Annotated in this window: 20 protein-coding genes and 3 pseudogenes; 14 read left to right on the top strand and 9 right to left on the bottom strand. The window is 65.8% G+C overall.

All coding sequences use genetic code 11. The annotated features are described in order from the left end of the window. Window positions 1-65 precede the first annotated feature (65 nt). From HYG77_RS06360 to HYG77_RS06335, 6 genes and pseudogenes are all read left to right on the top strand, one after another. The gene (locus tag HYG77_RS06360; RefSeq protein WP_208962166.1) at window positions 66-1466 is read left to right on the top strand and encodes a wax ester/triacylglycerol synthase family O-acyltransferase; all 1401 of its coding nucleotides are present in this window, start codon (window positions 66-68) and stop codon (window positions 1464-1466) included. Window positions 1467-1730: 264 nt separating this feature from the next. Further along, a complete protein-coding gene (locus HYG77_RS06355; protein ID WP_109328411.1) occupies window positions 1731-3104 on the top strand; it encodes a hemolysin family protein in 1374 nt (457 codons plus the stop codon). Beyond that, on the top strand, window positions 3097-4116 hold the full coding sequence (locus HYG77_RS06350; protein WP_208962165.1) for a hemolysin family protein: 1020 nt from the start codon (window positions 3097-3099) through the stop codon (window positions 4114-4116). Before HYG77_RS06355 ends, HYG77_RS06350 begins: the two co-directional genes overlap by 8 nt. Window positions 4117-4383: 267 nt before the next feature. Continuing rightward, the gene (locus HYG77_RS06345) at window positions 4384-5712 is read left to right on the top strand and encodes a hemolysin family protein (protein WP_208962164.1); all 1329 of its coding nucleotides are present in this window, start codon (window positions 4384-4386) and stop codon (window positions 5710-5712) included. A gap of 168 nt (window positions 5713-5880) precedes the next feature. Continuing rightward, window positions 5881-6396: pseudogene (locus HYG77_RS06340) on the top strand (recombinase family protein); the annotation flags it as partial. Window positions 6397-6505: 109 nt separating this feature from the next. Beyond that, window positions 6506-8236 (top strand): annotated as a pseudogene (locus HYG77_RS06335) (zinc ribbon domain-containing protein). A gap of 44 nt (window positions 8237-8280) precedes the next feature. Here HYG77_RS06335 and HYG77_RS06330 read toward each other — a convergent pair. Together HYG77_RS06330 and HYG77_RS06325 are read right to left on the bottom strand one after the other, a co-directional pair. Next, a complete protein-coding gene (locus HYG77_RS06330) occupies window positions 8281-9162 on the bottom strand; it encodes a universal stress protein (RefSeq protein ID WP_208962163.1) in 882 nt (293 codons plus the stop codon). Window positions 9163-9567: 405 nt separating this feature from the next. Beyond that, entirely contained in the window at window positions 9568-9846 is a 279-nt protein-coding gene (locus HYG77_RS06325) for a hypothetical protein (RefSeq protein ID WP_208962162.1), read from the bottom strand. Between the two features lie 519 nt (window positions 9847-10365). Between HYG77_RS06325 and HYG77_RS39460 the strand changes: the two genes are divergently transcribed. Then, on the top strand, window positions 10366-10878 hold the full coding sequence (locus HYG77_RS39460) for a universal stress protein (RefSeq protein WP_244373496.1): 513 nt from the start codon (window positions 10366-10368) through the stop codon (window positions 10876-10878). Beyond that, on the top strand, window positions 10865-12163 hold the full coding sequence (locus tag HYG77_RS06315) for a DUF4010 domain-containing protein (RefSeq protein ID WP_208962161.1): 1299 nt from the start codon (window positions 10865-10867) through the stop codon (window positions 12161-12163). Before HYG77_RS39460 ends, HYG77_RS06315 begins: the two co-directional genes overlap by 14 nt. A gap of 615 nt (window positions 12164-12778) precedes the next feature. Here the strand turns inward: HYG77_RS06315 and HYG77_RS06310 are convergent. The 3 genes from HYG77_RS06310 to HYG77_RS06300 form a co-directional block, all read right to left on the bottom strand. Then, window positions 12779-13036, bottom strand: a complete 258-nt coding sequence (locus HYG77_RS06310; protein ID WP_109328421.1) for a hypothetical protein — start codon at window positions 13034-13036, stop codon at window positions 12779-12781. A 24-nt stretch (window positions 13037-13060) separates the two neighbouring features. Further along, the gene (locus tag HYG77_RS06305; RefSeq protein WP_208962160.1) at window positions 13061-14053 is read right to left on the bottom strand and encodes a hypothetical protein; all 993 of its coding nucleotides are present in this window, start codon (window positions 14051-14053) and stop codon (window positions 13061-13063) included. Between the two features lie 106 nt (window positions 14054-14159). Continuing rightward, window positions 14160-14420, bottom strand: coding sequence for a hypothetical protein (locus HYG77_RS06300; protein ID WP_230990131.1), 261 nt, complete (start codon window positions 14418-14420; stop codon window positions 14160-14162). Between the two features lie 148 nt (window positions 14421-14568). On the opposite strand from HYG77_RS06300, the gene HYG77_RS06295 reads away from it, so the two are divergent. The 4 genes from HYG77_RS06295 (at window position 14569) to HYG77_RS06280 (ending at window position 17450) form a co-directional block, all read left to right on the top strand. Then, the gene (locus HYG77_RS06295; protein ID WP_348273575.1) at window positions 14569-15246 is read left to right on the top strand and encodes a hypothetical protein; all 678 of its coding nucleotides are present in this window, start codon (window positions 14569-14571) and stop codon (window positions 15244-15246) included. A 50-nt stretch (window positions 15247-15296) separates the two neighbouring features. Beyond that, window positions 15297-16295, top strand: a complete 999-nt coding sequence (locus HYG77_RS06290; protein ID WP_208962159.1) for a nitroreductase family protein — start codon at window positions 15297-15299, stop codon at window positions 16293-16295. 502 nt (window positions 16296-16797) lie between these two features. Further along, window positions 16798-16956 (top strand): hypothetical protein, encoded by a 159-nt coding sequence (locus tag HYG77_RS06285; RefSeq protein ID WP_208962158.1) that lies wholly within the window; start codon window positions 16798-16800, stop codon window positions 16954-16956. Between the two features lie 59 nt (window positions 16957-17015). Next, window positions 17016-17450 carry a CBS domain-containing protein gene (locus tag HYG77_RS06280; protein WP_208962157.1) on the top strand — a complete coding sequence of 145 codons (435 nt, stop codon included), beginning with the start codon at window positions 17016-17018 and terminating at the stop codon, window positions 17448-17450. A gap of 505 nt (window positions 17451-17955) precedes the next feature. On the opposite strand, the gene HYG77_RS06275 is transcribed toward HYG77_RS06280, so the two are convergent. Together HYG77_RS06275 and HYG77_RS06270 are read right to left on the bottom strand one after the other, a co-directional pair. Then, window positions 17956-19167, bottom strand: a complete 1212-nt coding sequence (locus tag HYG77_RS06275; protein ID WP_208962156.1) for a site-2 protease family protein — start codon at window positions 19165-19167, stop codon at window positions 17956-17958. A gap of 336 nt (window positions 19168-19503) precedes the next feature. Further along, window positions 19504-20241 (bottom strand): hypothetical protein, encoded by a 738-nt coding sequence (locus HYG77_RS06270; protein WP_208962155.1) that lies wholly within the window; start codon window positions 20239-20241, stop codon window positions 19504-19506. A 158-nt stretch (window positions 20242-20399) separates the two neighbouring features. On the opposite strand from HYG77_RS06270, the gene HYG77_RS06265 reads away from it, so the two are divergent. Next, a complete protein-coding gene (locus HYG77_RS06265; RefSeq protein ID WP_230990132.1) occupies window positions 20400-20546 on the top strand; it encodes a hypothetical protein in 147 nt (48 codons plus the stop codon). Between the two features lie 487 nt (window positions 20547-21033). Here the strand turns inward: HYG77_RS06265 and trxA are convergent, their stop codons facing one another. Then, entirely contained in the window at window positions 21034-21408 is a 375-nt protein-coding gene (trxA, locus tag HYG77_RS06260) for a thioredoxin (protein WP_208962154.1), read from the bottom strand. 45 nt (window positions 21409-21453) lie between these two features. Further along, complete coding sequence (locus HYG77_RS06255; protein ID WP_208962153.1) at window positions 21454-22833, bottom strand: MBL fold metallo-hydrolase; 1380 nt, start codon at window positions 22831-22833, stop codon at window positions 21454-21456. Between the two features lie 439 nt (window positions 22834-23272). On the opposite strand from HYG77_RS06255, the pseudogene HYG77_RS06250 reads away from it, so the two are divergent. Then, a pseudogene (locus tag HYG77_RS06250) lies at window positions 23273-23494 on the top strand (MMPL family transporter); the annotation flags it as partial. Between the last annotated feature and the right edge of the window lie 77 nt (window positions 23495-23571).

The following is a 23571-nucleotide window of genomic DNA, read 5'->3' as shown; positions in this document are numbered from 1 at the left end:
GTCGTGCCCGGATTGTCTGCGGCACAGTGATCGGTATGCACGTCTGACGTGGTGAGGTAGGACTGATGGACGATGACACACTGAGTTTTCTGGACGCGGGGTTCCTCGAGACCGAGGATTCCGATGACCACGCGAGCCTGACGATCGGCGCGTTGGCGATTCTCGCAGGTCCGGCGCCGACTCCGGATCAGTTCCGTGAGGCGGTGGTGGCGCGGCTGGTCGATCTACCGCACGCAAGAGACAAACTCCATATGATGCCGCTGGATCTCGGGAAACCGTCCTGGGTGGAGGACCCGGTGTTCGACCTCGGCCACCACGTACGTCGAGTGGCGCTCCCGCAGCCCGGGGAAGAGGAGACGCTGTTCGGGTTCGTGGCCCGGGTAATGGGGCATCGCCTCGACCGCGATCATCCGCTGTGGGAATGCTGGGTGGTGGAAGGACTCACCGGGGAGCGTTGGGCCGTGCTCGCCAAGATGCATCACTGTATGGCGGACGGCATCGCCGGCACCAAACTGTTCGAAGCGATGTGCGACGAGAACCCGCCGGTCATCACACCGGCCACACCGAAAATCGTCTCCCAGAAGCAGACCCCCTCCGGCATCATCGACACGATCACCGGAGTTCTGTCACCGGCGCGTCAATTCCGAATGCTCACAGCGGTACTGACCGCACCGCAGCGATTCGCGGCGGCCACAATCGGCGCCACCCTGGGTTTCGCTCGCCTCCTCGCCGAGATGGTGACGTCAACGTCCAGCACGTCGTTGATCGGGCCCATCGGACGCCAACGGCGATACAGCGCCGCCCGCACCCGCATGGCGGACGTCCGCGAAATCTGCTCCGCCTACGGAGTCACGGTCAACGACGTCGCTCTTGCCGCGATCACCAGCGGACTGCGCACGCTCCTCCTGCGACGAGGCGAAATCCCGGAAGCCCGCACCGTCCGCACCCTCGTCCCCGTGTCCGTGCGGACCGACCCACCGGGTGGGGGCCCGGTGCACAACGAGGTTTCTCTCATGCTTCCGTTTCTCCCCGTCGACATCGAGGACCATGTCGAACAGCTCACTGCGGTGCACCGGCGCCTCGCCGCGCACAAAGCCGGCAACGAGGCGGAAGGCGGAAAAGCGTTCACAGCGCTGGCACAGTACGGGCCGTTCATGCCGTTGGCATGGGCGATACGCCTGGCCATGCGGTTCCCTCAGCACAGCGTCGTGGCCGTCGCCACGAACATTCCCGGGCCCCGTCAGATGCGGCACATCCTCGGCCGGGAGATCCTCGAAATTTTCCCCTACGTGCCGATCGCACTGCGGTTACGCATCGGCATCGCTGTCTTGAGCTACAGCGACCACCTCACCTTCGGTATCACGGGCGACTACGACACCAACCCCGACCTGGCCGACTTGGCCCACGGAATCGAACACGGCGTGGCATCGCTCCTGGCGGCGGCCCGCCTGTCCGAAATCAGCTAGCGGTCAAAGAGATCGCCGTCATGTATCCCAACCTCGCTGCGGGGTACGTCGAGGTGTGCGGTCCACCGTGACCACCACTGCAGACACGATCGTAAAGAACCCTTTACTATTACTGGTTCGTCCTCCTGGTAGCGACGATCGTGTTCCGTGTCCCCGATTTGCAGAGAGAGTTATGAGCAGCGCTTCGCGCAAACGTAAACCTCGAAGACCCCGCCCGCCCCGCGCTGCTGATCGCAGCCCCCTCACCCGGTTGCGGGTGAGCAGATGGTGACCATCGTTCTGAGCATCGCGGTCGGCATCCTCGTTGTCGTGGCGATCACCGCCCTGACCGGCTATTTCGTGGCGCAGGAATTTGCTTACATGTCGGTGGACCGCTCCCGGCTCGAGGCCCGAGCCGAGGCCGGTGACACCGGGGCCGCCCGCGCCCTGACGGTCACCCGGCGCACCTCGTTCATGCTGTCCGGCGCCCAATTGGGCATCACCGTCACCGGCCTACTCGTCGGCTACGTCGCCGAACCCCTGATCGGCCGCGGCGTCGGCGAGCTGCTGGGCGGGGTCGGCGTCCCGACCGCCGTCGGAATCGGAATCGGCGCCGTCCTGGCCGTACTCTTCTCCACCTTCGTTCAGATGGTCTTCGGGGAGCTGTTCCCGAAGAACCTGGCGATCGCCCGTCCCGAACCCGTCGCGCGCTGGCTGGCCCTGTCGACCACGATCTACCTGAGACTGTTCGGCTGGCTGATCTGGCTGTTCGACCAGTCGTCGAACCTGCTGCTGCGGGCGCTGCGGATCGAGCCGGTCCATGATGTCGTGCACTCGGCGACACCGCGGGACCTCGAACACATCGTTGCCGAATCCCGTGACGCCGGGGAGCTGCCGCGGGAGCTGTCCACCCTGCTCGATCGGATTCTCGACTTCCCCACCGAGACGGCCGAGCACGCGATGATTCCGCGCGCGCACGTGGACACCGTCCGGGCCGACGAACCGGTGTCGGCGGTGCTGGCCCGGATGGGGTCCGGGCACACCCGCTACCCGGTCGCGGGGAGGTCCTCGGATGACCTGTACGGGGTGATCCACCTGCACGATCTGCTGGGCGCCGATCCGACCGGGACGGCGGCCTCGCGGTGCCGGCCCCCGGTGATCGTGCCCGCCTCGCTGCCGCTGCCGCAGGTCCTCACCGCCCTGAGCGCGGCGAGGGAGGAGATGGCTCTGGTGATCGACGAGTACGGCGGATTCGCCGGGATCGTCACGATCGAGGATCTCGCGGAGGAACTGGTCGGGGAAATCGCCGACGAGCACGACCCCGACCACACCACCACAGTGATCGGGTCCGCCGCCGACGGCTGGACGATTCCCGGCGGCCTGCATCTGGACGAGGTCGAACGCATCGTCGGGCACGCCGTGCCGGACGGGGATTACGAGACCCTCGCCGGTCTGGTGATCGCCCGTTTCGGCGGTCTGCCCCGCATGGGCGACACCGTGGACATTCCGCTCGAGCCCGACCCGACCGACCTGATCGCCGACGGGGATCCCCCGCGCCGATACCTCACCGCGCAGGTGCGCGGGGTCGCCCATCGGGTACCGGCCTCGGTGTCCGTCACCGTTCACGTCGAACAGCAGGAAGAGCCGGATCATGAGTAACCCGTGGATCGTCGTGGCAGTCACCGTGGGGCTGATCGGAGCGAGCGCCTTCTTCGTCGCGGTCGAGTTCGCGCTGATCGCGGCCCGCCGGCACCGGCTCGAGGACGCCGCCCCGAACAGCCGGGCGGCCCGGGCTGCCCTGCGCAGCGCTTCGGAGTTGTCGGTGCTGCTGGCCGGCTCCCAGCTCGGTATCACCGTGTGCACCCTGGCGCTCGGGGCGATCACCAAACCCGCCGTGCACCACTGGCTGACCCCGGCCTTCGCAGACTGGGGTGTACCGCTGTGGCTCGCCGATGTCGCCGGTTTCGTTCTCGCCCTGATCATCGTCACCTTCCTGCACCTGGTCGTCGGGGAGATGGCACCGAAGTCGTGGGCGATTGCGCACCCGGAGAAGTCGGCGAGCCTGCTGGCGATCCCGATGCGCGGCTTCATGTGGGCCACCCGCCCCGCGCTGAATGCGCTGAACCGGATGGCGAACCGGTGCCTGCTCCGGGTCGGGGTCACCCCGGTCGACCAGGTCGGCTCCGGTCAGGACTCGGGTGCGCTGCGGCACCTGGTCGCACATTCGGCGACCGCGGGCACCCTCGACGAGCGCTACCACGGCCAATTGACCAGCGCCCTGGAACTCGAAACCCTCACCGTCGGGGACATGGTCCGGCCGAACCCGGCCCCGTCCGGTGTCCTTCCAGAGGCGACACCGGACGAGATCCGCGTGGCCGGCCAACGCAGCGGTCACCTACGGCTGCTGGTCCGCGGCGACGCCGGGGTCGAAGGCGTCGTCCATGTACGGGACAGCCTGCAAGCGCCGCCGACGTACACCGCCCGGGCGTTGATGCGCTCGGTCCTCACTCTGCCCGCCGGCACCCCGGTATACGAGGCGCTGCGCACCATGCGCGAGTCCCGCAGCCACCTCGCCCTGATCCTCGACGACGGCGGCGGCGAGGTGACCGGGCTGATCACCCTCACCGACGTGCTGCAACGGCTGTTACCGGCCGCCGGAGCCGCCGCCTGACCGGTACGCCTCGCCACAGCGGGTCCGCCACTATGGATCCCATGCGGTGGGACCTGGCCGGAGCAATTGCTGGTCAGGTCCCGCTGGCGCGGTAGAGCAGCCAGATCGGTCCCTCGCGGAGGGCCCACCTGGACCAGCTTGGCGGATGTCCGGTTTGTCCGGTTTCGCCTACACTGAGGTGCACAGAAGATCGAGGACGTTCTCCTACAGGAGAAGGGACATGGGCCACCGTCACAGACCACGGCCGCTCCGAACTGGGCGGCGGCGATGAACGACACTGTGGTCAACGTCGGGTTGGTGCTGGTCTTCGTGCTGGTCGGCGGTGTGTTCGCCGCTACCGAGATCGCGTTGGTCTCCCTACGGGAGGGCCAGATCCGGAACCTGGAGCGCGCTGGCGGCCGCGGGGCACGCACCGCCGCGTTGGCCCGCAACCCCAACCGGTTCCTGTCGGCGGTGCAGGTCGGGGTCACCGTGGCTGGGTTTCTCTCCGCCGCCTACGGTGCCTCCACCCTCGCACCCGACCTGATACCGACCTTCGAATCCTGGGGGCTGCCGGATGAGGCCGCCTCCGCCACCGCACTGATCGGCACCACCCTGGTGATCGCGTACCTGTCGCTGATCCTGGGCGAGTTGGTGCCCAAACGTATTGCTCTGCAACGCACCACCGGGGTTGCTCTGCTGACCGCGCCGACCCTGGATCGGTTCGCCACCGCGATGCGCCCGGTGATCTGGCTGCTGTCGGTCTCCACCGACCTGCTGGTGCGTCTGCTCGGTGGGGACCCGAAGGCCAAGAATGAGGCCATTACTCACGAAGAGCTGCGTGATTTGGTGATCGGACATGCCGCGATCGCCGAGAGCGAGCGCCGCATCCTCGCCGAGGTTTTCGACGCCGGGCACCGTACCCTGATCGAGGTGATGCGCCCGCGCACCGACGTAGACTTCCTGCCCGCCGACACCCTCCTGACCCGGGCCCGGGAGCAGGCCCTGGCGTCCGGGCACAGCCGATACCCGGTCACCGGCGCCTCGTTCGACGACATCGCCGGGTTCGTGCACCTGCGTGATCTGCTGCTCGCCGACCCCCACACGGTCACCACGGTGGCCGACCTGTGCCGGCCGGTCCTGCAACTGCCGGCCTCCAAGCCCGCCCTGGCCGCACTGACGGAGATGCGCCGCGACAATCTGCAGATCGCGATCGTCGTCGACGAATACGGCGGCACCGCCGGCATCGTCACTCTCGAGGACATCGTGGAGGAGATCGTCGGCGAGATCGGAGACGAGTACGACGAACCCGCCCCACCTGTCGGCGCCGGAGCGGCGCGGCACCCGACCCATCAGCAGGTGGACGGGCTACTGATCGTCGAGGACTTCGAGACTGCAACCGGTCTCACCCTGCCCGAGGGACCCTACGAAACCGTGGCCGGCTTCCTCCTCCATACCCTGCAGCGGGTGCCCCAGCTCGGCGACACCGTCACCATCGACGGCACCAGGCTCACCGTCAGCGCTCTCGACGGCCGCCGCATCGCTCGCGTCCGCGTCACCCTTCCCCGCCCCGCCCCGGATGCTGCGAGCACCCGCACCGAGCCGCGCCGGCGATGAGCCCGGCCACCCTCGGATACCGTCGGTCGGCAGCGCCGACCCGACCGGCGGTGTCGGCCACTGGGGCCAGGACGGGAGATACTTCGCCGGTGGCCAAAGGGCGAAAGGGCTGTCAACAGTTGATGTGACATATGATACTTCCTGATTCTTTCTGCTGCTCTCGATTTCATGCGAATTGGTGAGGCCGCGGCGTATCTGAACATGTCAGTCGTGGGCGTCCGTAAGGCCGCGTCGGAAGGCCGGTTACCCTCCCGGCGTACAGGTTCCGGCCAGCGCGTGTTCGATCGCACTGACCTGGATGCCTACCTCGGCCGTCCTCCTGCCCCGCACAAGACTCCGGCCGACCGGGTGGAAGCGTTGTACTGCCGAGTGTCCGGCTCGACGGGGCAGGAGTCCTCGCTCGCCAATCAGGAGAAGATGTTGCGCGAGAGCGCTTCCGGGGCCGTGTACCGGGTGTACAAGGATCGCGGTTCTGGTTTGAGGGAAACGCGCGCCGGTTTGGACCGGATGCTCGACGACGCCGCCAAAGGCCACTTCACGGTGGTGCGGGTGGTGTGGCGGGATCGGTTGGCCCGGTTCGGAGTCGCCAGGATCGAAAGGTATTTGTCGGTGGTCGGGGTTACGGTCGAGGTCCTGCGGGAGCATGGCGACACGTCGCTGGTGGAGGAGTTGATGGATGACTTCATGGCGTTGCTCGCGTCGTTTTCGGGCCGGTTCTACCGGCTGCGGTCGAAACAGAACCAACGCCGACTTCTCGGGCGATGCGGCAGGGAGGTTGGAGGAGGGGTAGCCGATGACTGTTGCCGGATTCACTGTGCCGCGTCAGTTTACGTTCACCACCCGCCCGTACGCGGCGATCGACGACGCTACCGACGCCTCGCTCGGGCTCGACGACATCGATGTTCGTGTCCGGTGGCTGCTCGACCTGATCGGCGCCGCGCAATCGGAGTTGGTGTTCCGGTTGTGGCAACCGGCCACCTTCGATGCCCTCGCCGCCGGACGTGACAGTTCGGGCCGGCGGCTCCCGATGCAGGGGCATGTCGCTGCCGCACGTCTGGGGTGGAACCCGACCTACCCACCGATGTGTACGTGCCCTCGCGAGTGACCCGGGTGGTCACCTCCCAGGCGATCGGCACGCTTCGTACCTTGGCGTACCGGGACCACGCAATCAGTGCCCTGTCGGCCAGGTTCGACCCCGTCACCGGGCGCGCGCCCGCCGCACCGACGGCGCGGCCACCGAACGCCTATGCATCACCGATGTGCAGGGACCGCCGCAGACCTGTGTGATGGCCAGGCTTTCCGCTGCCGATCGTCAACTCTCGCAGACCACCGTCGCAGACGGTGTCATGGTGTTGACGGTCAAACTGCCCACCACCGCAACCCCGACAGATCGGCCGCACTGGCGCAGGGTCCGCCTGATCGCCGCCATCCCACCGCACCTGCACGGGCGGGCGATCACACACTGGCATCTGCCGACCCTCGTCCTCGACCACCGTGGCTTGTTGTTGCGCTGCGCGGCCACCGAGCAGATAGCCGCTGCCGATCTGAACGCGGCAACAACCGCCGTGGGAGTGGATTGGTCGCCGGCCACCCTCGGGGCGGCCGCGATCGTCACCGAAGGCCCCGATGGGTTGGTCTCGGACTACCGGGGCTTCACCTACGACGACCGGGGCCTGGGGATCAGGCTGGCCCGCCTGCAAGCGGAAGGCCAACACCTGCACCGCAAGGCCGCACGCCTGACGCGGCTCGCCGCGACCGCACCACCCGAGGTGCGCGCCAACCTGGAAAACAAGATCGTGGTCCTCGACGCCCACCGCGCCGCGGTCGGTGTCAAACGGGGCAAGATCAATCGCGAATTAGCGTTTCACTTCGCCCGTCACATCGTCGACTATGCCGCCGCGGCCGGCGCGACGGTGATCGGGGTGGAAGACCTCACCACTCTCGAAACGCGGGGGCACGGCCGGGTGAACAACAATCGGGCCGCGCAGTCCGCCCGCCGTAAAGCCGTCGACGCTCTTGCACACACCGCCGCCGGGGTCGGCGTGGCGGTGGTGTCGGTACCGGCGCGCGGCACGTCGGCGTTGTGCCCGGGCTGTAACGACAAGCTCTCCCGCCCGGGCGGCTATCACCGGGCATGGTGCGCGCAGTGCACGATGGGTGGCAATCGTGACCACGTGGCGGGGGTGAACCTCGCCAAACGTGCACTGCTCGGGCGCAGCAGAGTTGTTCGCAAGCGCGGGAAGAACCCGGAGATCCGGATCGCCGAACACGCGCCGGTCCGGCAGTGCCGCGACAAGACCAGTCCCACCCCGAGCCGGCCACGGCATCGTCGGGTCCGCCGCAGTGTTCCCACCGCGACACCCCAGGCTGGGGTGAATCAAATAAGATTGTTCCTGCACCTCGAGCGTCGGTGTGGGACACGGTCAAGCCCGCAGCAGCATCGCACGGTGTTACGGGTAGCCGTGACGTACCTACATCTCCGGCATCGGCCGCGTCAGCGGCAGGCAGTATGAGAATTAAGTAGACGCTGCATCTGGGTACTCGGTTCTCATCGATGGAGCGCTCGCGCTAGCGAACAATGAGCAGCGGGCAGGCAACCGAGTGCATCAACGCCCTGCTGGTCGATCCCAGCAGCATGTTGGTAAATCCACCGCGCCCCCGGCTTCCCACCACGAGGAGCTGTGCATTGTCGGCCTGTTCTCGTAGGTTCCTCACGGGGCGATCCCGGACGACGACGGTGCGCACCTTCACGTCCGGGTATTCCTCCGCGCGGCCAGCTAGATTTTCGGACAACACAGCGGTCTCGTTTTCTGCGGCCCGTATCCACTCGGCGTCGCTGCCGCCGTCGGGGGCAATTACCAAAGCGATATCGGACCACGCGTGCACAGCCACGAGCTCCACCTGCCGCAGGGCGGCCTCTTCGTAGGCCATCGAGATGGCGGATTCACTGTGCCGCGAGCCGTCGACGCCGACGACGACGGGCCCGGAAAGGTCATTGATATCACGATCAGCTGCTCCCCGAATGACTGCAGCGGTGCAATGAGCGTGCGCGGCAACCGCGGAACTGACCGAGCCCAGGAAAGCGCGTTCGACGATTCCCTGCCTGTTCGCGCCGACCACAACCATCGACGCCGTCGCCGAGCGCCCGATCAGCTCACCGGCCGGAGTTCCCGTGCAGAGCGTGGCGACGATCTCGATGTTGTGCCCAGGCACCGCGGCACGGGCGATCTGTTCTGCGCGCATCAATCTTTCCCGGCCGTCGCGTTGCTCGTCTTCGAAGAAGCTGGCCGGCATTCCGATCGGGACGCCGTAGGCGCCGGGAACGAACGTCGTTGTGATGAGCGACAGCGGCAGGTTACGGAGCGCGGCTTCCTTGGCGGCCCAGGACACCGCCTGCAGCGATGAGGGTGAGCCGTCTGTTCCTACAACGATCGGGCGGTGGCCGGTCATGGGGTACTCCTCCGGGCTGCTCTGCGATGAGTTTCTCTCTCGACATCTATCGTCGCTATCCGTGACCGCCCTCCGTAGAGGAGAAGGTCATCACCTCCGCAGCTGAAGCCTCCCGTCGATTCGGGCGCAAGTCGCAACCGGGGGAGTCGCAATGGTCTTCGCAAGCGGCTGCGGTTACTGGGGGTCTGCAGCACCATCGGATTGAAACCGGGCACTGCCGACAGCGATGCACGCAGAATCAAGGCGACGCAAGTCCGGCGCGAACGCCCCCCGACACCGCTGAGGTTGGTAGCGGGCTTTGTTCACGAGCATGGCTGCGCGGCGCCCTGTTTCATATGCTCCCCGAGTCGGTCGAGGTGCTCGGCAACACCTGGTCGTGTAGGCCGCGGGGCGGCGGGGCTGCTCTCATTCCATGTGCTCGAGCAGTTCCCGGACTGGCACCACGGCCATCGCCCGATCGGGCACCGCCCGCTCGGATATCTGATTCTTGCCGCCGACCGACTGCACAACTTGATCGGTGAGGGTGGCGGTGGGCAGTGCGTTCGTGGTCGACCTCCGGTTGGGGGTGGTGACCTGGCTGGCGGCGGCGGTCCACGAGATACCGCAGCAACTCGGTGATTTCAGGGGCCTGGTCCACAGCGGCTGGAGCGCAGCCCAGGCACCGCTCAACACGGGCGTCGGCATTGATTTTTTCGCTCGGCGGGGTGCTGGCCTACGGTCTGGCCGGGAGTCGAGGTCGCCGTCCTTGTTTCTTCGCGGCCGGGAACTTCCTCTACGCCGCGGTCGCCGATCTGTTCCCCGAGATCGCCACCTCCCCGATACCGCGGGACAAGATCCTGAGCACCATGAGCTTCGCAGTCGGACTCGCCACGTTGGTGGCCATCGCACGAGCGGTGCGTCCGGCGTCCCCGCCGCGACCGAAGCAAACAACTCCGTCCACGATCGTCCGAGACGGCTGCCTAGCCGGTCTGGTCCGATGGGCCGTTCGGCCCTACCGATCCCGGTCGCATCGGTATAGACCGGAAGGCGACACCCAGCCCGGAAAGCAAGAGGGAGAATATCCATAAGCTGCTGGTGGCGGCTTCGAGTGAGCCGTTGCAGACCTCGAGGAGACATTCATGGCGTTCTACAGGCTCCGAAGGTCGACGTGCTGTGTAGCGTGCTGACCAAGACGTTGTACGACCTACGCCGAGAATTCCCGGCGTGGGTCATGGGGTCGCGATGCACATGGTGATCTGGCGCAGTGTCCGCGGCGAGCCGTCGATGAACCAGTTCCCCGGCCAGATGCCTGGGGCGTTTCGTGCGCTGTTCGCGATGTCTGGGTCGGACATGCCGACCACAGCCGGGTATATCAAGATCGAACTTCTGTCGTTCATGGGTACGTTACTGCTTCTGATCTACGCCGTCGGAACAGGTGTCGGGGCAGTTCTGGCAGAAAGCGTTCCCAGGTGGGCGGAACGATATCCCGGCGTGATCGTGCGAAAGATTGCGGAGTCCTGTGGAGCACGAAAGGTGTTGCTCCGCTCGTGTGAGGACGCGCATCTGCTGATCGGCGGAAGCCACGGGCACGCCGCGCTCGGCCGTGCGGTCCTCGGGTCGACGACCCACGGCATGCTGCACCGTGGTCGATGTCCATCCATGAACAGAAGAATTCACTGGGAGACCGGCAAGGTTCCAGATCGCGCCACGAAGTTCGGCGACCGTGGACATCGCTGAGTTCCACGCCTACGGTTACGCCGCCGCCCTGCTGATCGGCCTCGGGCTGGGAATCGAGCGTGAACACGCGGCCCGCACCTCACCCGAGGGTGCGGACCCGGGCTCCGTCGAGTTGCCCGGTGCACGGACCTTCCCGCTCATCGCCCTCGCCGGCGCCATCGCAGCTCATCTCGGCGCCGCCGTAGTCACCGCGGCTTTTGTGGGGATCGCGGCCCTCGTCGTGGGATGGTACTGGGTACGCACCCATATCCCGCCGCGACCGGACACCGGGACTACCACCGCGTTCGCCGCCCTGGTCGCCTTCCTGCTCGGTGCCCTCGCCTGGCACCATCCTTCACTTGCCGTTGCGCTCGGCGTGATTGTGCTCGTCCTCCTCTCCGTCAAGTACCCCATGCACGAATTCGCAGAGCACGTGATCGACGAGCGCGACATCACGGACTTCTGCGTCCTCCTCGCGATCGCCTTCCTCGTCCTTCCCCTACTCCCAGACCGCGACGTCGGACCGTACGGTGCATTGAACCCCGCCACGATCGGCCGCCTGGTGCTCATGCTGAGCCTGATCGGCTGGGTGGGCTACGTAGCCACCCGGGTCCTCGGCCCACGATGGGGACTGCTGATCGTCGGCTTCGGCGGCGGTTTCGTCTCCGGCGCTGCGACCACCGCCGTCATGGCGCGGACAGCCCGCCGAGAAGAGGATTCGTCGGACGCACTCCCGGCGGCACTGATCGTGAATCTGTCCACCATCCTGCTCGTCGTCGGTATCACCTGGGTCGTCAATGCCGAGGTCTCGGCGCAGCTGGCACTGATACTCGGTGGAACTGCCGCACTCGTCGTCGCGGAGACCGCCGTTCTCGTGCTCCGAGGAGCGCACGACAGATCGTCGGGCAGCCGCGTCAAGGGGGCCGCGCCGGCCACGGGTTTGCTCGACCGTCCGATCTCGGTGTCGGCAACACTTTCACTGGCAGGAATCCTGCTCGTCCTCCTTATTCTGACGAAAGGCGCCGCGGACATATTCGGCGGTGGCGGGGTCATCGCTGCGTCTGCTGTCGGCGGATTGGCCGACGCGCACTCCTCCTCGTTCGCCGCAGCGTCCGCGGCAGATGCCGAGATCACCGTCGACACTGCGACCGTGGCCGCAGTAGTCGCCGTCGGAACGAACCTGCTCACCAAACTGGTCCTCGCCGCCGTTGCCGGTTCGGTCCGGTTCGCTGTGACGCTGGCGGCGTGGCTGGCCCCGCCGGTCGCGGTGACAGCCGCGACCGTGTGGGTCGTGCTTATACAGTGACCATCCGCAGATGCACTGGTCGGACCGTGCGCTCTCCGCCGGACGGTGTCGATGACCTACGGCCATAGAGCCACCGAGCGCGAGGACACCACTCGAAGCCAGGGCAACGCAATGAGACACGATGACAGGCGGAGCACCAACCCCACCCACGGACCGACCGTGAACACGCGAGCGCTCCCCACGGTCCCGACCGACGTACCGTCGAATTAGCCGTGGCGTCGGCGCGCCGTGCGTCGTCGCTGCACAACAGCCAACCGGGGCATTGGACAAATGGGCGCGGCTCACCTGACGTTGTACAGCGATCCGACCGGCTGTTACATATCATCGATGGGTTCGGTCGTCAGATGGTGATCTCCAGCGGTGCGGGCTTGAATCATCTCGAGTACCCATTCGCGGCGAATCGCTGGCGTCCTGTGATCGCTGCCGCGGCCTTCCGGCCGGTAACTTCTCTCTACTATTCGCTGCGTCCCGGCACCGACCCCGCTCGATCTCATCGCACTAATGGCGGCGGCGCTCGAAAGACGACGAACCGAACGACTGCCGCTGGACGCACCGCCTCTGCGGAGCGAGACTCTCGACCAGTTGGTGCGAAACACAGGGACGGTAACGCGGTGGTCAGAGGGAATTGACGCCTTGCAGGACAAGAGCCGGCCACCCCGGGACCATCAGGCCGATACCGATCGAGATCAGTATGAGACCCGAATTACGGTGCCGAGCAGTGTAACCCGCGGCCAATCCGCAGAAGACGATCACCGACGCGCAGCCGAGCACATTGAGTGCGGAGGTTGCGAACAGTGCGGCAACACCCGTGAGTGCAGCTGCGACCAGCCAGAAGTACCGCAGATCGCGAGCATCGAGATCGAGAGTATGCACGGAACTTCCTGTCTCATATGACTGTCAGTGACTGGTTTCTCGCCGAGACCTGTTCACCGACAGCACGGTATTCACCTCACGCCGGGGAGTCTGCCGCGGAGTGAGATTCCCGACCGTGCCCAAGCGAACCAATGCCTGGGCAAAAGCGGGCTCGGGGAGAAGTTCCCCGATCATCGCCCGACTCCGCGGGACCTCGGTCACATGGGTGAGTGGGCAGGTGGCAACTTTGTTCACCGTTGCGTCGAGCAGTACGGCGGAGAGGGCTTCACCGCATCGCAACCAGTCCATCCGAGTGTCCGTTCCGGTGCTCAGCACCACCACGGTCGACTGATCGATCTGCGTCGAATCGGCTCCGTGTGTGTCGGTGCCGGAGGGGAAGTTGCGGCCGATGCCGACGCGTGCTCGCTCCTCTGCGGTGGCCAGCGCAGTCGGTGGGATTCCTCCCGCCGGAATGGAATGACCCGCCCACCAATGTAATTCAGTATGATACATCGCGTCGTAGCGCCGTGCAGCCGCGGTAAGCTCCGTCGCTTCTGCCAGCGTGCGACGCGCGTCGGCGGGGAGCACGGTCAAGCGCGCGCCGTGTCCGCGAACGGTTTCGGACAGGGTGCCCGGACCCCACGTCGTCAGGGGGTCGAACGCCCGTCGATCCGAGTAGCGATGCCTCATCGCGGCCGCGAGGTCGAAGTCGTGCGATTGAGGGCGAGCATCGTGCCGGAAGCGAATCGTCGCGAGATGGGGTGAGTGAGGGCCTTCGGGCAGCCGATTGATCACGGCGGTCCATCGCACTGCGGTGAGCGCGACCTGCAGGTGATGAAGGGCCGCTCCGCAGCTGATCACCATTTGGCGGCCGGTGGGGTCCGCCGTCTTCAGGAGTCTTTGGGGATCGGTATGAAGTTCGAGGCGATCGTCGGTCAGCGTCCAGTGCCATGGCTGGCTGTTGTGGACCGACGGCGCTCGGCAGGCCAAGTCGACCGCGTGCCGCACCACATCGAGGCCCGGGATCTCGAAATTCATGGTCTGCTCCTCACCTGCATTCTCACCGACGTCGCCGATGGGATGGGCGCAACGCCCTTCCTTACCCATACTCGTCGTCGCTGGGCTTCCGCGGCAGGGCCGATGGTCACCGCAATGGGGTTCCGAGCGTCCCGGTGCGTGCCCTGCGTGGTCGGCGGGGCATCAACATTGCTGCCGCGAGGCACAGGATTCCGACAAGAATCGCTGCCGCACCCACACCGACGAGCGGCGTCGCGAGCCAGACACCGAGACAAGCGACCAACCCTGCCACAGTCGCGCCGGTCAGCACTGCAAGCGCCATCCCGGCCGGGTGCAGGAATGGAAGGTCGTCGCTCTCGGCGAATGAACCTTCGTGATGCTGTCCCATGGTGTCCTCTGTTTCGTGCCGAGCCGTGTGTGTCGGCTTCCGTGAACAACGGTCCGATAACAACGGGCTTTGGTCCAGGGCCGAAGGTCACCGATATCGGCACCGTGGTCTCCGCCGGGTTTCACACTCGTGGAAGAGTCCTGGGCCGATGACTTTGTGCTCTACGCTGTTCGTCCTCATCGCGGAACACTCGGGAAAAGAGCATCCCGAGGAGGTCGAGATGGAAAGCAGCCGGCCACTCACCTTGCGGTGGTGGCGACTCGCGCCGTGGAGCCGGAATTCGTTAATGCGTCCCACTGATCGGGTCGAGTCGTTTGCAGTCCTGATGGCCATCCTCTTCATGCTCATGCTGGTGCCCTGTGCGGCGGCATTCGGTACGGTCACCTACACCGACCTGAGCGAACAGTCCCTGACCGACCGCGTCAACCGGCATGTGACAGCGGCCGTCCTTGTCGATGACCCGCGGCCCCGAATGGACGACGGGTTCACCCGTTCTCCGCTGATCCATGACTACGCCCCGGCACGGTGGGCAGGGTCCGACGGATTACCTCGCACAGGGGATGTGGAGGCCCCACCGAATGCACAAGTGGGCGATACCGTCGACGTCTGGATCGATGCGAACGGCGACGTCGTGGACGCACCGAGAACCGGAACGGAGAACGCCGCAATCGCGGTGAGCGCAGCACTATGTGTGTGGGCAATCGGCGCGACCACGGCCATTCTTCTTCTGGCAATCGGCAGATGGGCAGGCGCGCGCAACCGGATGCGGCAGTGGGATCGTGAATGGGGCAACGTCGACCGGACCCCGGGATGGACGATCAATTGACCACAGTTCGATTGACGACAACCGGAACAATCACGTCACCGGGAGCAACGATGACCTCCGCAGTACCCGACCGAGCCTCTCTCGAATCCGCAGTGGCCCTTGCGTGCAGGGCACCGTCGCTCCACAACAGCCAGCCCTGGCGTTGGGTCGTCGACCGGTACGGGCTTTCACTGTTCAGCGATCCTGATCGCCTGCTTCCCGCGACGGACGACTTCGGTCGTCAAATGGTGATTTCCTGCGGCGCTGCGCTCAACCATCTCGAATATGCCTTCGCTGCACAGGGCTGGGGCATCGACATCGATCGGATGCCGGCCCGAGCCGACCGCGAGCTTCTTGCGACGGTAGGAATGTTCCACAAGCGTGAGATCGTGCCGGACGACGCCCGCCTGGCGGAAGCAATCCCGACGAGAAGTACCGACAGGTTGCCGTTCGCTGCGCCACCATCGTGGGACGAGACAACCCCGCATCTGCAAGCCGTGTCGGAAAGAAGCGGGGTTCGCCTCGTCGTTCTCGGCGAGCGCAGCCGAGCAGCGCTAGAGGATGCCTCCCTGCGGCTCTCCGGTCTCCGTGGGGGCAATCCGGTGTATCAAGCAGAACTCCGATGGTGGGCCGGTCATCCGGATCCTTTCCCGCAGGGGGTTCCCGAAGCGGCGTTACCGTCAGCCACCCAACGCCGTTCCGTGTCGTTGGCTCGCGACTTCCCCTCGGGCACCGCCGCATCAGCGGATCCGGCCGCACGGCAGGATCAGGCCGCGATCCTGTTACTCGCCACCGACGCAGATTCCAGGCTCGACTGGCTGCGGTGTGGCGAGGCACTGTCCGCTGTGCTGCTCACCTGCGCATCCCGCGGGCTCGCCACGTGTCCGGTCACTCACCTCACCGAGATGCCGGCGACTCGTACCCTCGTCCGTGACCTCTCCTCGGACCCTGGGTTGCCCCAAGTACTCATTCGGGTGGGAGTGGCGACCCATGAGCAGACGCTTCCGACCACATCTCGTCGTCCGCTGTCCGAAGTTCTCTTCAAGGTCCGGCCGACACCACCTGAATAAGGACTCCGCGCCGATCACCACCCATTGGCGCCCCGCAAGATGGGGGAGGGGACTGTAAGAACAACAGCGCTATTTTACCCATCTCTCCCGCTGTCACCTCTCCACCGCAGTCATTCCCTCCTGCTGACATGAGTCCTGGAATAAAGGACCGTTGGCCCTACTACCTTCGCTCGATGGGGAGTGGACTCGGAGAGGTCAAGCAACCATCTCCCAGTTCTGGAGCCAGCTATGAGCATTCGGTCGCACCATCGTCCACGCCAGGCACTGCTCCCGGCGTGGCCGTCACCGCCGGACTGGTCCGATCTGATGGCCAGGTTCGAGGCGATGCCTCCGTGGACCTCGCTCGAAGGGCACATGATCGCGTCGAGGAATCCTGACGGTGACGATGCCGGTAACCGAATCACCGACACCGGAAAAGCACGTCGAAATCAAGAAGATCACCCCCGGCGGTGAAAAGAGAAACTGACCGGCCCGGCTGCGTCCGGTACGAATCAGACACACCATGGCGAAGCCGATCGTCCCCATCATCGCGGTCCTGTGGCTGATCCTCGCTGCGATCGGCGCCTGGAGCCGCATCGCCTTCGCGTTCGCCGCCGTGGCCGCCGTCGTACTGGGAACGTACCTGCTGGCCAGTGCGGTCACCCGCTCGGGCGGGCTCTGAAGGCTCCGCTTCGGGCCTGTCAACTGATTGTTTTGCAACCTTTTTGGAGGTTTTACGCCATGACCACAGCACGTGACATCATGCACACCGGTGCGACCTGCATCGGCGAACACGACACCCTCACCACCGCCGCGCAACGCATGCGGGAGCTCGACGTCGGGGCGCTGCCGATCTGCGGCGACGACGACCGACTCCGCGGCATCATCACTGACCGTGATATCGTCCTCAAATGCGTTGCGGCCGCGAATGATCCGACTACGATGATCGCGGGCGATCTCGCGCAGGGCAGCGCTTACCACGTCGATGCCGGAGCGAGCGTTGAACAGGTCATCACCGTGATGGAAGAACACCAGATCCGCCGCCTGCCCGTCCTCGACGAGCACCGCCTGGTCGGCATGATCAGCGAAGCTGACATTGCCCGTCACCTGCCCGAACACGCCGTCGGATCGTTCGTCGAAGCCATCTGCGCACCGAAAGCACTCCCGAGCCGTTGATCTCGCTGCCGGGGAGGGCCTCCCGCGGCAGCGAGGAGACGTCGTCGGTCGACCACATCCCGATCCACACCCATCCGGACAATCGTCGCGGTGCGCGAGCCCTGCGATCAGGCAGCCGAACACCCCGCCGCTCAGGTCGCAGCCCGGCCCATGAGGTAGTCGGGCCTGTGCGCGGTGGCGTCGGACGGGATCATCGGCTTCGCCGACCAGGCATCGCTCACCATGTCCACCCTGGTCGTCCTCCCTGGTCCTCGGTCTCGAGGTCGCCCTGTTGGCGGCCGCGTTCGGCTCCGCCTACAGCTGCACCCACGGCATGATGTTCGCCCGCACCGCTGCTCGGGATCTGGCGGGCGTTTCCCCTAGTCCGCGGGCGGCGTAAACACCGAGGGCTGCGCGCGGATTGGGGGTAGGGGAGCGCACCAGCGGAAGAGGGTTCCGTCGAGTTGATGGTGAAGCGTCGGTTGGTGTCTCGCGGGCTAGGTGGATGATTTGCTGCCGATCCGGTTCAGTCGGGACCGCCGCTACTGCTACTGCTACTGCTACTGCTACTGCTACTGCCACTGCCTGGCATCGTCGGATGGTCGCGGAGGGGAAGTCCGAGCGCGGTCCGATCGCAGCCCCGCACGAGGTCGGTGGCCGTGACGATGCCCGTCAGGTGCTGCTCACGGTCGACGACTGCAATCAGATCCAGACCCGGTCGGAGCAGCACCGCCCTGGTCACGTCCGCCAACAGCGTGTCACCGGTCACGATGTCGGTGTCGGGCAGGGGCCGTGCGAGTGACCCGATAGTCGTCCGGCGTCGCGCCGCCGGGGTTGTCCGGGCCAGATCACTCAGAGTGATCACCCCGACGGGGTGAACGTCCGGGTCGACGACCGGGAAGATCCGGTGGTGGGACGACGATGCCTTACTTGCCAGGAATTCTTCGACGGTGTCACCCGCGGCCGCGGCGACGGGGGTGGGTGTCATCGCATCGGCCACGTGAAGGTCACCGAGACGGTGCCGTGCCGATGCGGTCATCAGTTCCACATGCGCCGCCGACCGGAGAAACCACCCGAGCAGCATCAACCAGATTCCGCCGCTTCCGAAGACGATCGCCTGTGCGCCACCGAGCAGGATCAGCACCAGTCCCAGGACCCGCCCGCTCCTGGCCGCCGACGTGGCGGCGGCGAGCCTGTCTCCGCTCCGATGCCACAGGACGGCACGGAGCACCCGGCCGCCGTCCAAGGGCGCGCCCGGCAGCAGATTGAATATCGCAACGATCAGGTTCGCCGTTCCGAGCCAGACGAGGGCAGCGGTCACGAGCGGACCGGTGACCTGTTCGACCGCGAAGGCGACGACCAGAGAGACCACACCGATGAGCAGGCTGGTGATCGGTCCGGCGAGTGCGATATGGAGGTCTGCCTTTGGATCGGGTGGTTCCTCACGCAGCTCGGACATCCCACCCAGCAACCACAGGGTCACTCGGTCGACAGAGACGCCATGGCGGCGCGCGACGAGGGAGTGAGCGAACTCGTGCGCGACGAGAGTCAGGATGAACCCTGCCGCGGCCACCGTGCCGATGATCCAGTAGAGCAAAATGGGCCGACCGGCGAAATGCACCGGCAGTATCGACAGCGACAGCAGTGAAGCCAACAGCGCAAGTGTCGGGAAAAGCGACCAGTGCACCGAGATCCGGATGCCCGCAATCCGGCCGGCGGGAATCGCTCCGCGCAACATCGGGCATCTCCTGGTGGAAGCTGGGGTCGCCGGACGCGACCCGAACCCATTCCATTCCACTCCGGGCCGGATTGATACGGCAGGGTCATTGGTCACGTTCGCCGGGACTGCAGCCACCGCACGGTCGATTCGGTCTCCGCACCGAGTTCGGTCAGCCGTAGGTCGCCCGAATTCCGAACCGGTTGCCTAAGCCTGTCGCGGCCGTCGGCGTATCGTTCCAGGACTTTGCGCATATCCGCGACCGCCTTCTGACGGTTCCCTGCATCTTGGATCTGGGCGAGTTGACGCTCGAGACTGATCGTAAAGTCGGCGTAATCGTCGTCTTTACCTGTTCCTTCAGTGGGATTTCGTTGGCGACGGGGGGTCGGCGGCCCCGAGGATCTGATCGACCCGCTCGTGGAATATTCGCCAGCGTCGCTCGTTCTCGTGCGTGAGCACCGCGCTGCGAGCCGTGAGATCCGCGGCAAAATTGAGCATTTCCGAGACGGAGAATATATACCGCGGAACGACACGGTTCGCAGTGAGATCCGCGCGCAGGGCGGCCGTGGTGAAGTCGACCCGCCCGAGGATCGCGACCGCGCGCTCGAGGTTGCGGGCGATGAGATCGGCCATCGACGCGCACTGCCAATCGTTGCTCACGATACGGTGCCGCTCGGCCAGCAGATCCGCAAGTTCCGGGTAGCTCAGCAATGCCTCCAACATGTCCCATGCCGTGGACATCGCGGACGTCAGCCACTGCCCGGTCGCCCGGTTCGCCTCCGCTAGCGCGCGGAGATCACGTTTCAGATTCGTGATCTCCGCAGGCTCGCCACCCCCCTCCATGAACAAGATCCCGAGCGTCTCTGTGGCGCGATCCTCATTGAGGTCGGGAGCTCCTGCGAACGGGCTGAGGTACTTCTCGCCAGACGGTTCGACCACCAACCACCGCTCGGCCAGTGCCTGTAATGCCCGTGAATTTCGTTGCAACCGGATCACGTCATGAAATGGTGATTCAGAATAAAACTTCTCGTGCTCGCGGTGAAACCGCGCGAGGTTGCGCACCGTGAGCAGCAGCTGGTCTCGCTCCGTCTGCATCGTTCGAGCGTGGCACGGCGCAGCGAGACATCGCCGGCGAATCGGAGAACTCTCGCATCATCGGGGTAGTTTTCTCCGCGTGGAGCAGTTCGGGGGCGGTCGGTAGGGTTTCCTTCCACCTGTTTGCCAGCTGTCGCTGCTGGTCGACGAGGCCGAACATGCCCACGAGTTGGTCGAGATCACCCGCAACGGGCACTGCCGCGGTCCTGCTGGGCGCCGACGATTACGACGCGTTGCGGGAGACAATCGCGGTGCTGTCGGATACCGATCTGCTGGCGGCGCACCTCGCCGGTCGTTTGCGGTAATCAAGGATCGAGTATCACCAGCCCTTCCGTGCCCGTGACAGCCGTTCACCGATCAGTGACCGGCCAAGAATCCGCCCCCGATGTGCGAGTTCTCCGGTGAGCATCTTGTGAGCACGTCGTTCGTCAGTGCGCCGACTTCGATGGTGGTCGAGATATCGCCGGTTCGTTACGGGCTGGGAGGTACGTTCGCTCGCGCGTTTCACGTGCTGGCCATCGCGAAAGGAAAGTTTTGCCGCGCCTCAGGCAGCCGATCGTTCGGCCGGCGGTCAGCGGCGGAAGAATGAACGTAGGGTGCGACGCTGGTCCTGGACCGGGGTGGTGTCCTGACGGCAGGTGCAGCGGTCGGCGGTAGGCACGGAGCTCATGACGGTGTCGACGTGTCGGCCGCAACCGCCCCAGCCTGTTTTGCCGCAGTTCGGGCAGGTGACGGGATAGCACATGGGGATCCTCCTGGGTACCAGAGCGAGGCTCGGGTGAACGGTTCGGGTCAGGCGCCGGCGACTGCGCGTCGTTCGGTGACCGTCGCGTGCACCCGAGCCATGTCGAGGGCCTTCACCTGGCCGATCAGGTCGTCGAGGGCGGGCGCGGGCAGTACCCCGGGCCGGGAGTAGACGAGCACGCCTTCGCGGAAGGCCATGATGGTGGGGATCGACCGGATGTTCGCCATGGCGGCGAGTTGCTGCTCGGCTTCGGTGTCGACCTTCGCGTGCACGATATCTGGATGCGCGGCCGAGGACTTCTCGAAAACCGGGGCGAAGGCGCGGCAGGGTCCGCACCAGGAGGCCCAGAAGTCGACAAGCACGATGTCGTTGTCGGCGATCGTGGACTCGAAGTCCACGAGGGTGAGATTTTTCGTTGTCATCCGTTGGGTTCCTTCGTTGATCGGGACTGCGTGTGGCCTGAACGATCAGGCGGGGACGTGCGCCTCGGCCCAGGCGTTGTAACCGCCGAGCAGGTCGGTTACGTTCTCGAAGCCCTGCGCCCGCAGCAGCGACGCGGCCACACTCGACCGCCAGCCGCCCGCGCAGTGCACCACGATCGGCTTGCCGGTGGGTACCTGCTCGAGCCGGGTGCGCAACTGCGCCAGCGGAATCGGCGCCGCTCCCGGTATCGTCCCGAACTCCCGCTCGCCCGGGTTGCGGATGTCGACCAGGGTCACCGCAGCGGCGGCGAGCAGGGCGTCGAGCTCGTCGATGGTGGTGCGTTGTGCCGACTGCACGAGATCAGCCAGCTCGGCGGGAAAGAGCCGGTCGTGGCCGACGTTGAGGTAGCCGATCACATTGTCCGAGCCGATCCGCGCCAGCCGCACCGCAGCCTCCTGCTCCTCGCCCGGGTAGGTAATCAGCACCAGCTTCTCGCCCACTTCGGCGACCATCCCGCCCGTCTCGGCGAACCGGCCGTCGAACCCGACATTGACCGAGCCGCCCAGATGCCCGGCCGCGAAGTCGTCCACGCTGCGCGCGTCGACCACCCGGATACCGGCGACGAGTTCGGCGCGCACCCGCTCCGGCGGGAGTTCGGGAATCGCCCGATCGCGGGTGAGGAGTGGATGAACTCGCTTGTTCATCGCGGCGTCGACCGAGAAGTAGGACGGCGCCGCGGGTTGTCCCGCGGTGACCAGCGCGACAAAGACGTCCTCGCTCATCGGCTGCACCGACGGATTGGTGGCGCGCTGCTCCCCGATAGTCGAGGTCAGCTCCGTCGAGAGGTTCTTCCCGCAGGACGAGCCGGCGCCGTGGGCGGGCATGACGGTGACCTGATCGGGCAGGGTCAGCAGCTTCTCGTGCACCGTTCGGTACATTGCCCGGGCCAGGTCGGTGTTGGATCCGTGGCCGAGGTTGACCAAGTCCGGCCGGCCGACGTCGCCGATGAACAACGAGTCGCCGGTCAGCACCGCGGTCGGGGTCGCCCCCGCTCGCTCGCGCACCAGCACCGAGATCGACTCCCAGGTATGTCCCGGGGTCGACAGGATCTCGAGCTCGACCTCGCCGAGGCGGATCTGCTCGCCGTCGGCTAGGCGGCGGATCGGGTAGTCGGTCTCGGCGGCCTCGCCGAACCCGATCCACGCCCCGGTTGCCTCGACCAATTCGAGGTGGCCGGAGACGAAATCCGCGTGGAAGTGGGTGTTGATCACACCTTCGATCCGCAACCCGTGCTTGTCGGCGTCGTCGAGGTACTCGCCGATGTCCCGGCGCGGGTCGACCACCACCGCTCGGCCGGTGCTCTCGTCACCGATCAGGTATGAAGCGTGCGACAGGCACTCGATGTAGTACTGCTCGAGAATCATGCGTTCCTCCATCGGGTCGATGTCCTCGTATGAGCAACATGGTGCCATATACCCCATGGGGTATGTCAAGTACCCCTGGGGGTATGCATTTTATGCTCGGTTATCTCGACCGGAATTTCTTGGAGACGGAAGTCGGCACTGCCGTCGTCGTCCTAGCGATGCGCTCGGGCCAGCCGTGGGGCCCTCACCGCCGCCGGGTGAAAGCGGCGCATGGCTGGCCAGGTTCCCGCGACAGCAGGCGTCGAGCCGAACTGGCGCGGATCCTTCTGGGCTCTTTGCTCGCTCGCGTCGCGGGCAATCGGGCACACTTGCAGACCTGCATACCCCCTGGGGTACAGTGAGCGAGCTGCTAGTAGATACCCCATGGGGTATGTAGGAGTTTGATATGCGTGAGGTAGACCTCGGTGCATTCTCCGTGCGCTGGGCCGACTGTGTTCCCGCCGCCGCAGTGATGGTCGCGGTGTTCTTCACCTTCGCCCTGGCCGACCCGTTGCCTCCGAAGGAGATGGGCATCATCATCCTCGGCGTCGCCGTCCTTCTCGACGCGGTGCTGATCCGGCTCGTGCTGCTGCCGGTGTTGCTCTGGCTGACCGGGCACGCCGCCTGGTGGTCACCGGCCAGGCTGCGCAAGGTCCTGCCGAAGATCAACTTCTCGCATTGAGGCCGGTGCGGAGGTGGGCAGGCGCGCCCCTTGCCCACCACACTCCGATACCCCGGGGGGTACAGTGGTGAGAGGTC

The sequence above is a fragment of the Rhodococcus sp. ZPP genome (assembly GCF_017656075.1).
In the GTDB taxonomy this organism is placed as follows: domain Bacteria; phylum Actinomycetota; class Actinomycetes; order Mycobacteriales; family Mycobacteriaceae; genus Rhodococcus_F; species Rhodococcus_F oxybenzonivorans.
The sequence above is the reverse complement of the archived record's forward strand: the minus strand, read 5'-3'. Positions and strand labels throughout refer to the sequence as shown.

Excerpts from the sequence above, each read along its gene's own strand:
- HYG77_RS06255 (WP_208962153.1), bottom strand. The coding sequence starts at position 22,833 with ATGATTCTCGAGCAGTACTACATCGAGTGCCTGTCGCACGCTTCATAC.
- HYG77_RS06285 (WP_208962158.1), top strand. The coding sequence starts at position 16,798 with ATGGCGAAGCCGATCGTCCCCATCATCGCGGTCCTGTGGCTGATCCTC.
- HYG77_RS06290 (WP_208962159.1), top strand. The coding sequence starts at position 15,297 with ATGACCTCCGCAGTACCCGACCGAGCCTCTCTCGAATCCGCAGTGGCC.
- HYG77_RS06350 (WP_208962165.1), top strand. The coding sequence starts at position 3,097 with ATGAGTAACCCGTGGATCGTCGTGGCAGTCACCGTGGGGCTGATCGGA.
- HYG77_RS06325 (WP_208962162.1), bottom strand. The coding sequence starts at position 9,846 with ATGCCGACGCCCGTGTTGAGCGGTGCCTGGGCTGCGCTCCAGCCGCTG.
- HYG77_RS06300 (WP_230990131.1), bottom strand. The coding sequence starts at position 14,420 with ATGGGACAGCATCACGAAGGTTCATTCGCCGAGAGCGACGACCTTCCA.
- HYG77_RS06275 (WP_208962156.1), bottom strand. The coding sequence starts at position 19,167 with ATGTTGCGCGGAGCGATTCCCGCCGGCCGGATTGCGGGCATCCGGATC.
- HYG77_RS06305 (WP_208962160.1), bottom strand. The coding sequence starts at position 14,053 with ATGAATTTCGAGATCCCGGGCCTCGATGTGGTGCGGCACGCGGTCGAC.
- trxA (WP_208962154.1), bottom strand. The coding sequence starts at position 21,408 with ATGACAACGAAAAATCTCACCCTCGTGGACTTCGAGTCCACGATCGCC.
- HYG77_RS06265 (WP_230990132.1), top strand. The coding sequence starts at position 20,400 with ATGCCCACGAGTTGGTCGAGATCACCCGCAACGGGCACTGCCGCGGTC.
- HYG77_RS06280 (WP_208962157.1), top strand. The coding sequence starts at position 17,016 with ATGACCACAGCACGTGACATCATGCACACCGGTGCGACCTGCATCGGC.
- HYG77_RS06295 (WP_348273575.1), top strand. The coding sequence starts at position 14,569 with ATGACTTTGTGCTCTACGCTGTTCGTCCTCATCGCGGAACACTCGGGA.
- HYG77_RS06270 (WP_208962155.1), bottom strand. The coding sequence starts at position 20,241 with ATGCAGACGGAGCGAGACCAGCTGCTGCTCACGGTGCGCAACCTCGCG.
- HYG77_RS06355 (WP_109328411.1), top strand. The coding sequence starts at position 1,731 with ATGGTGACCATCGTTCTGAGCATCGCGGTCGGCATCCTCGTTGTCGTG.
- HYG77_RS06330 (WP_208962163.1), bottom strand. The coding sequence starts at position 9,162 with ATGACCGGCCACCGCCCGATCGTTGTAGGAACAGACGGCTCACCCTCA.
- HYG77_RS06360 (WP_208962166.1), top strand. The coding sequence starts at position 66 with ATGGACGATGACACACTGAGTTTTCTGGACGCGGGGTTCCTCGAGACC.
- HYG77_RS06345 (WP_208962164.1), top strand. The coding sequence starts at position 4,384 with ATGAACGACACTGTGGTCAACGTCGGGTTGGTGCTGGTCTTCGTGCTG.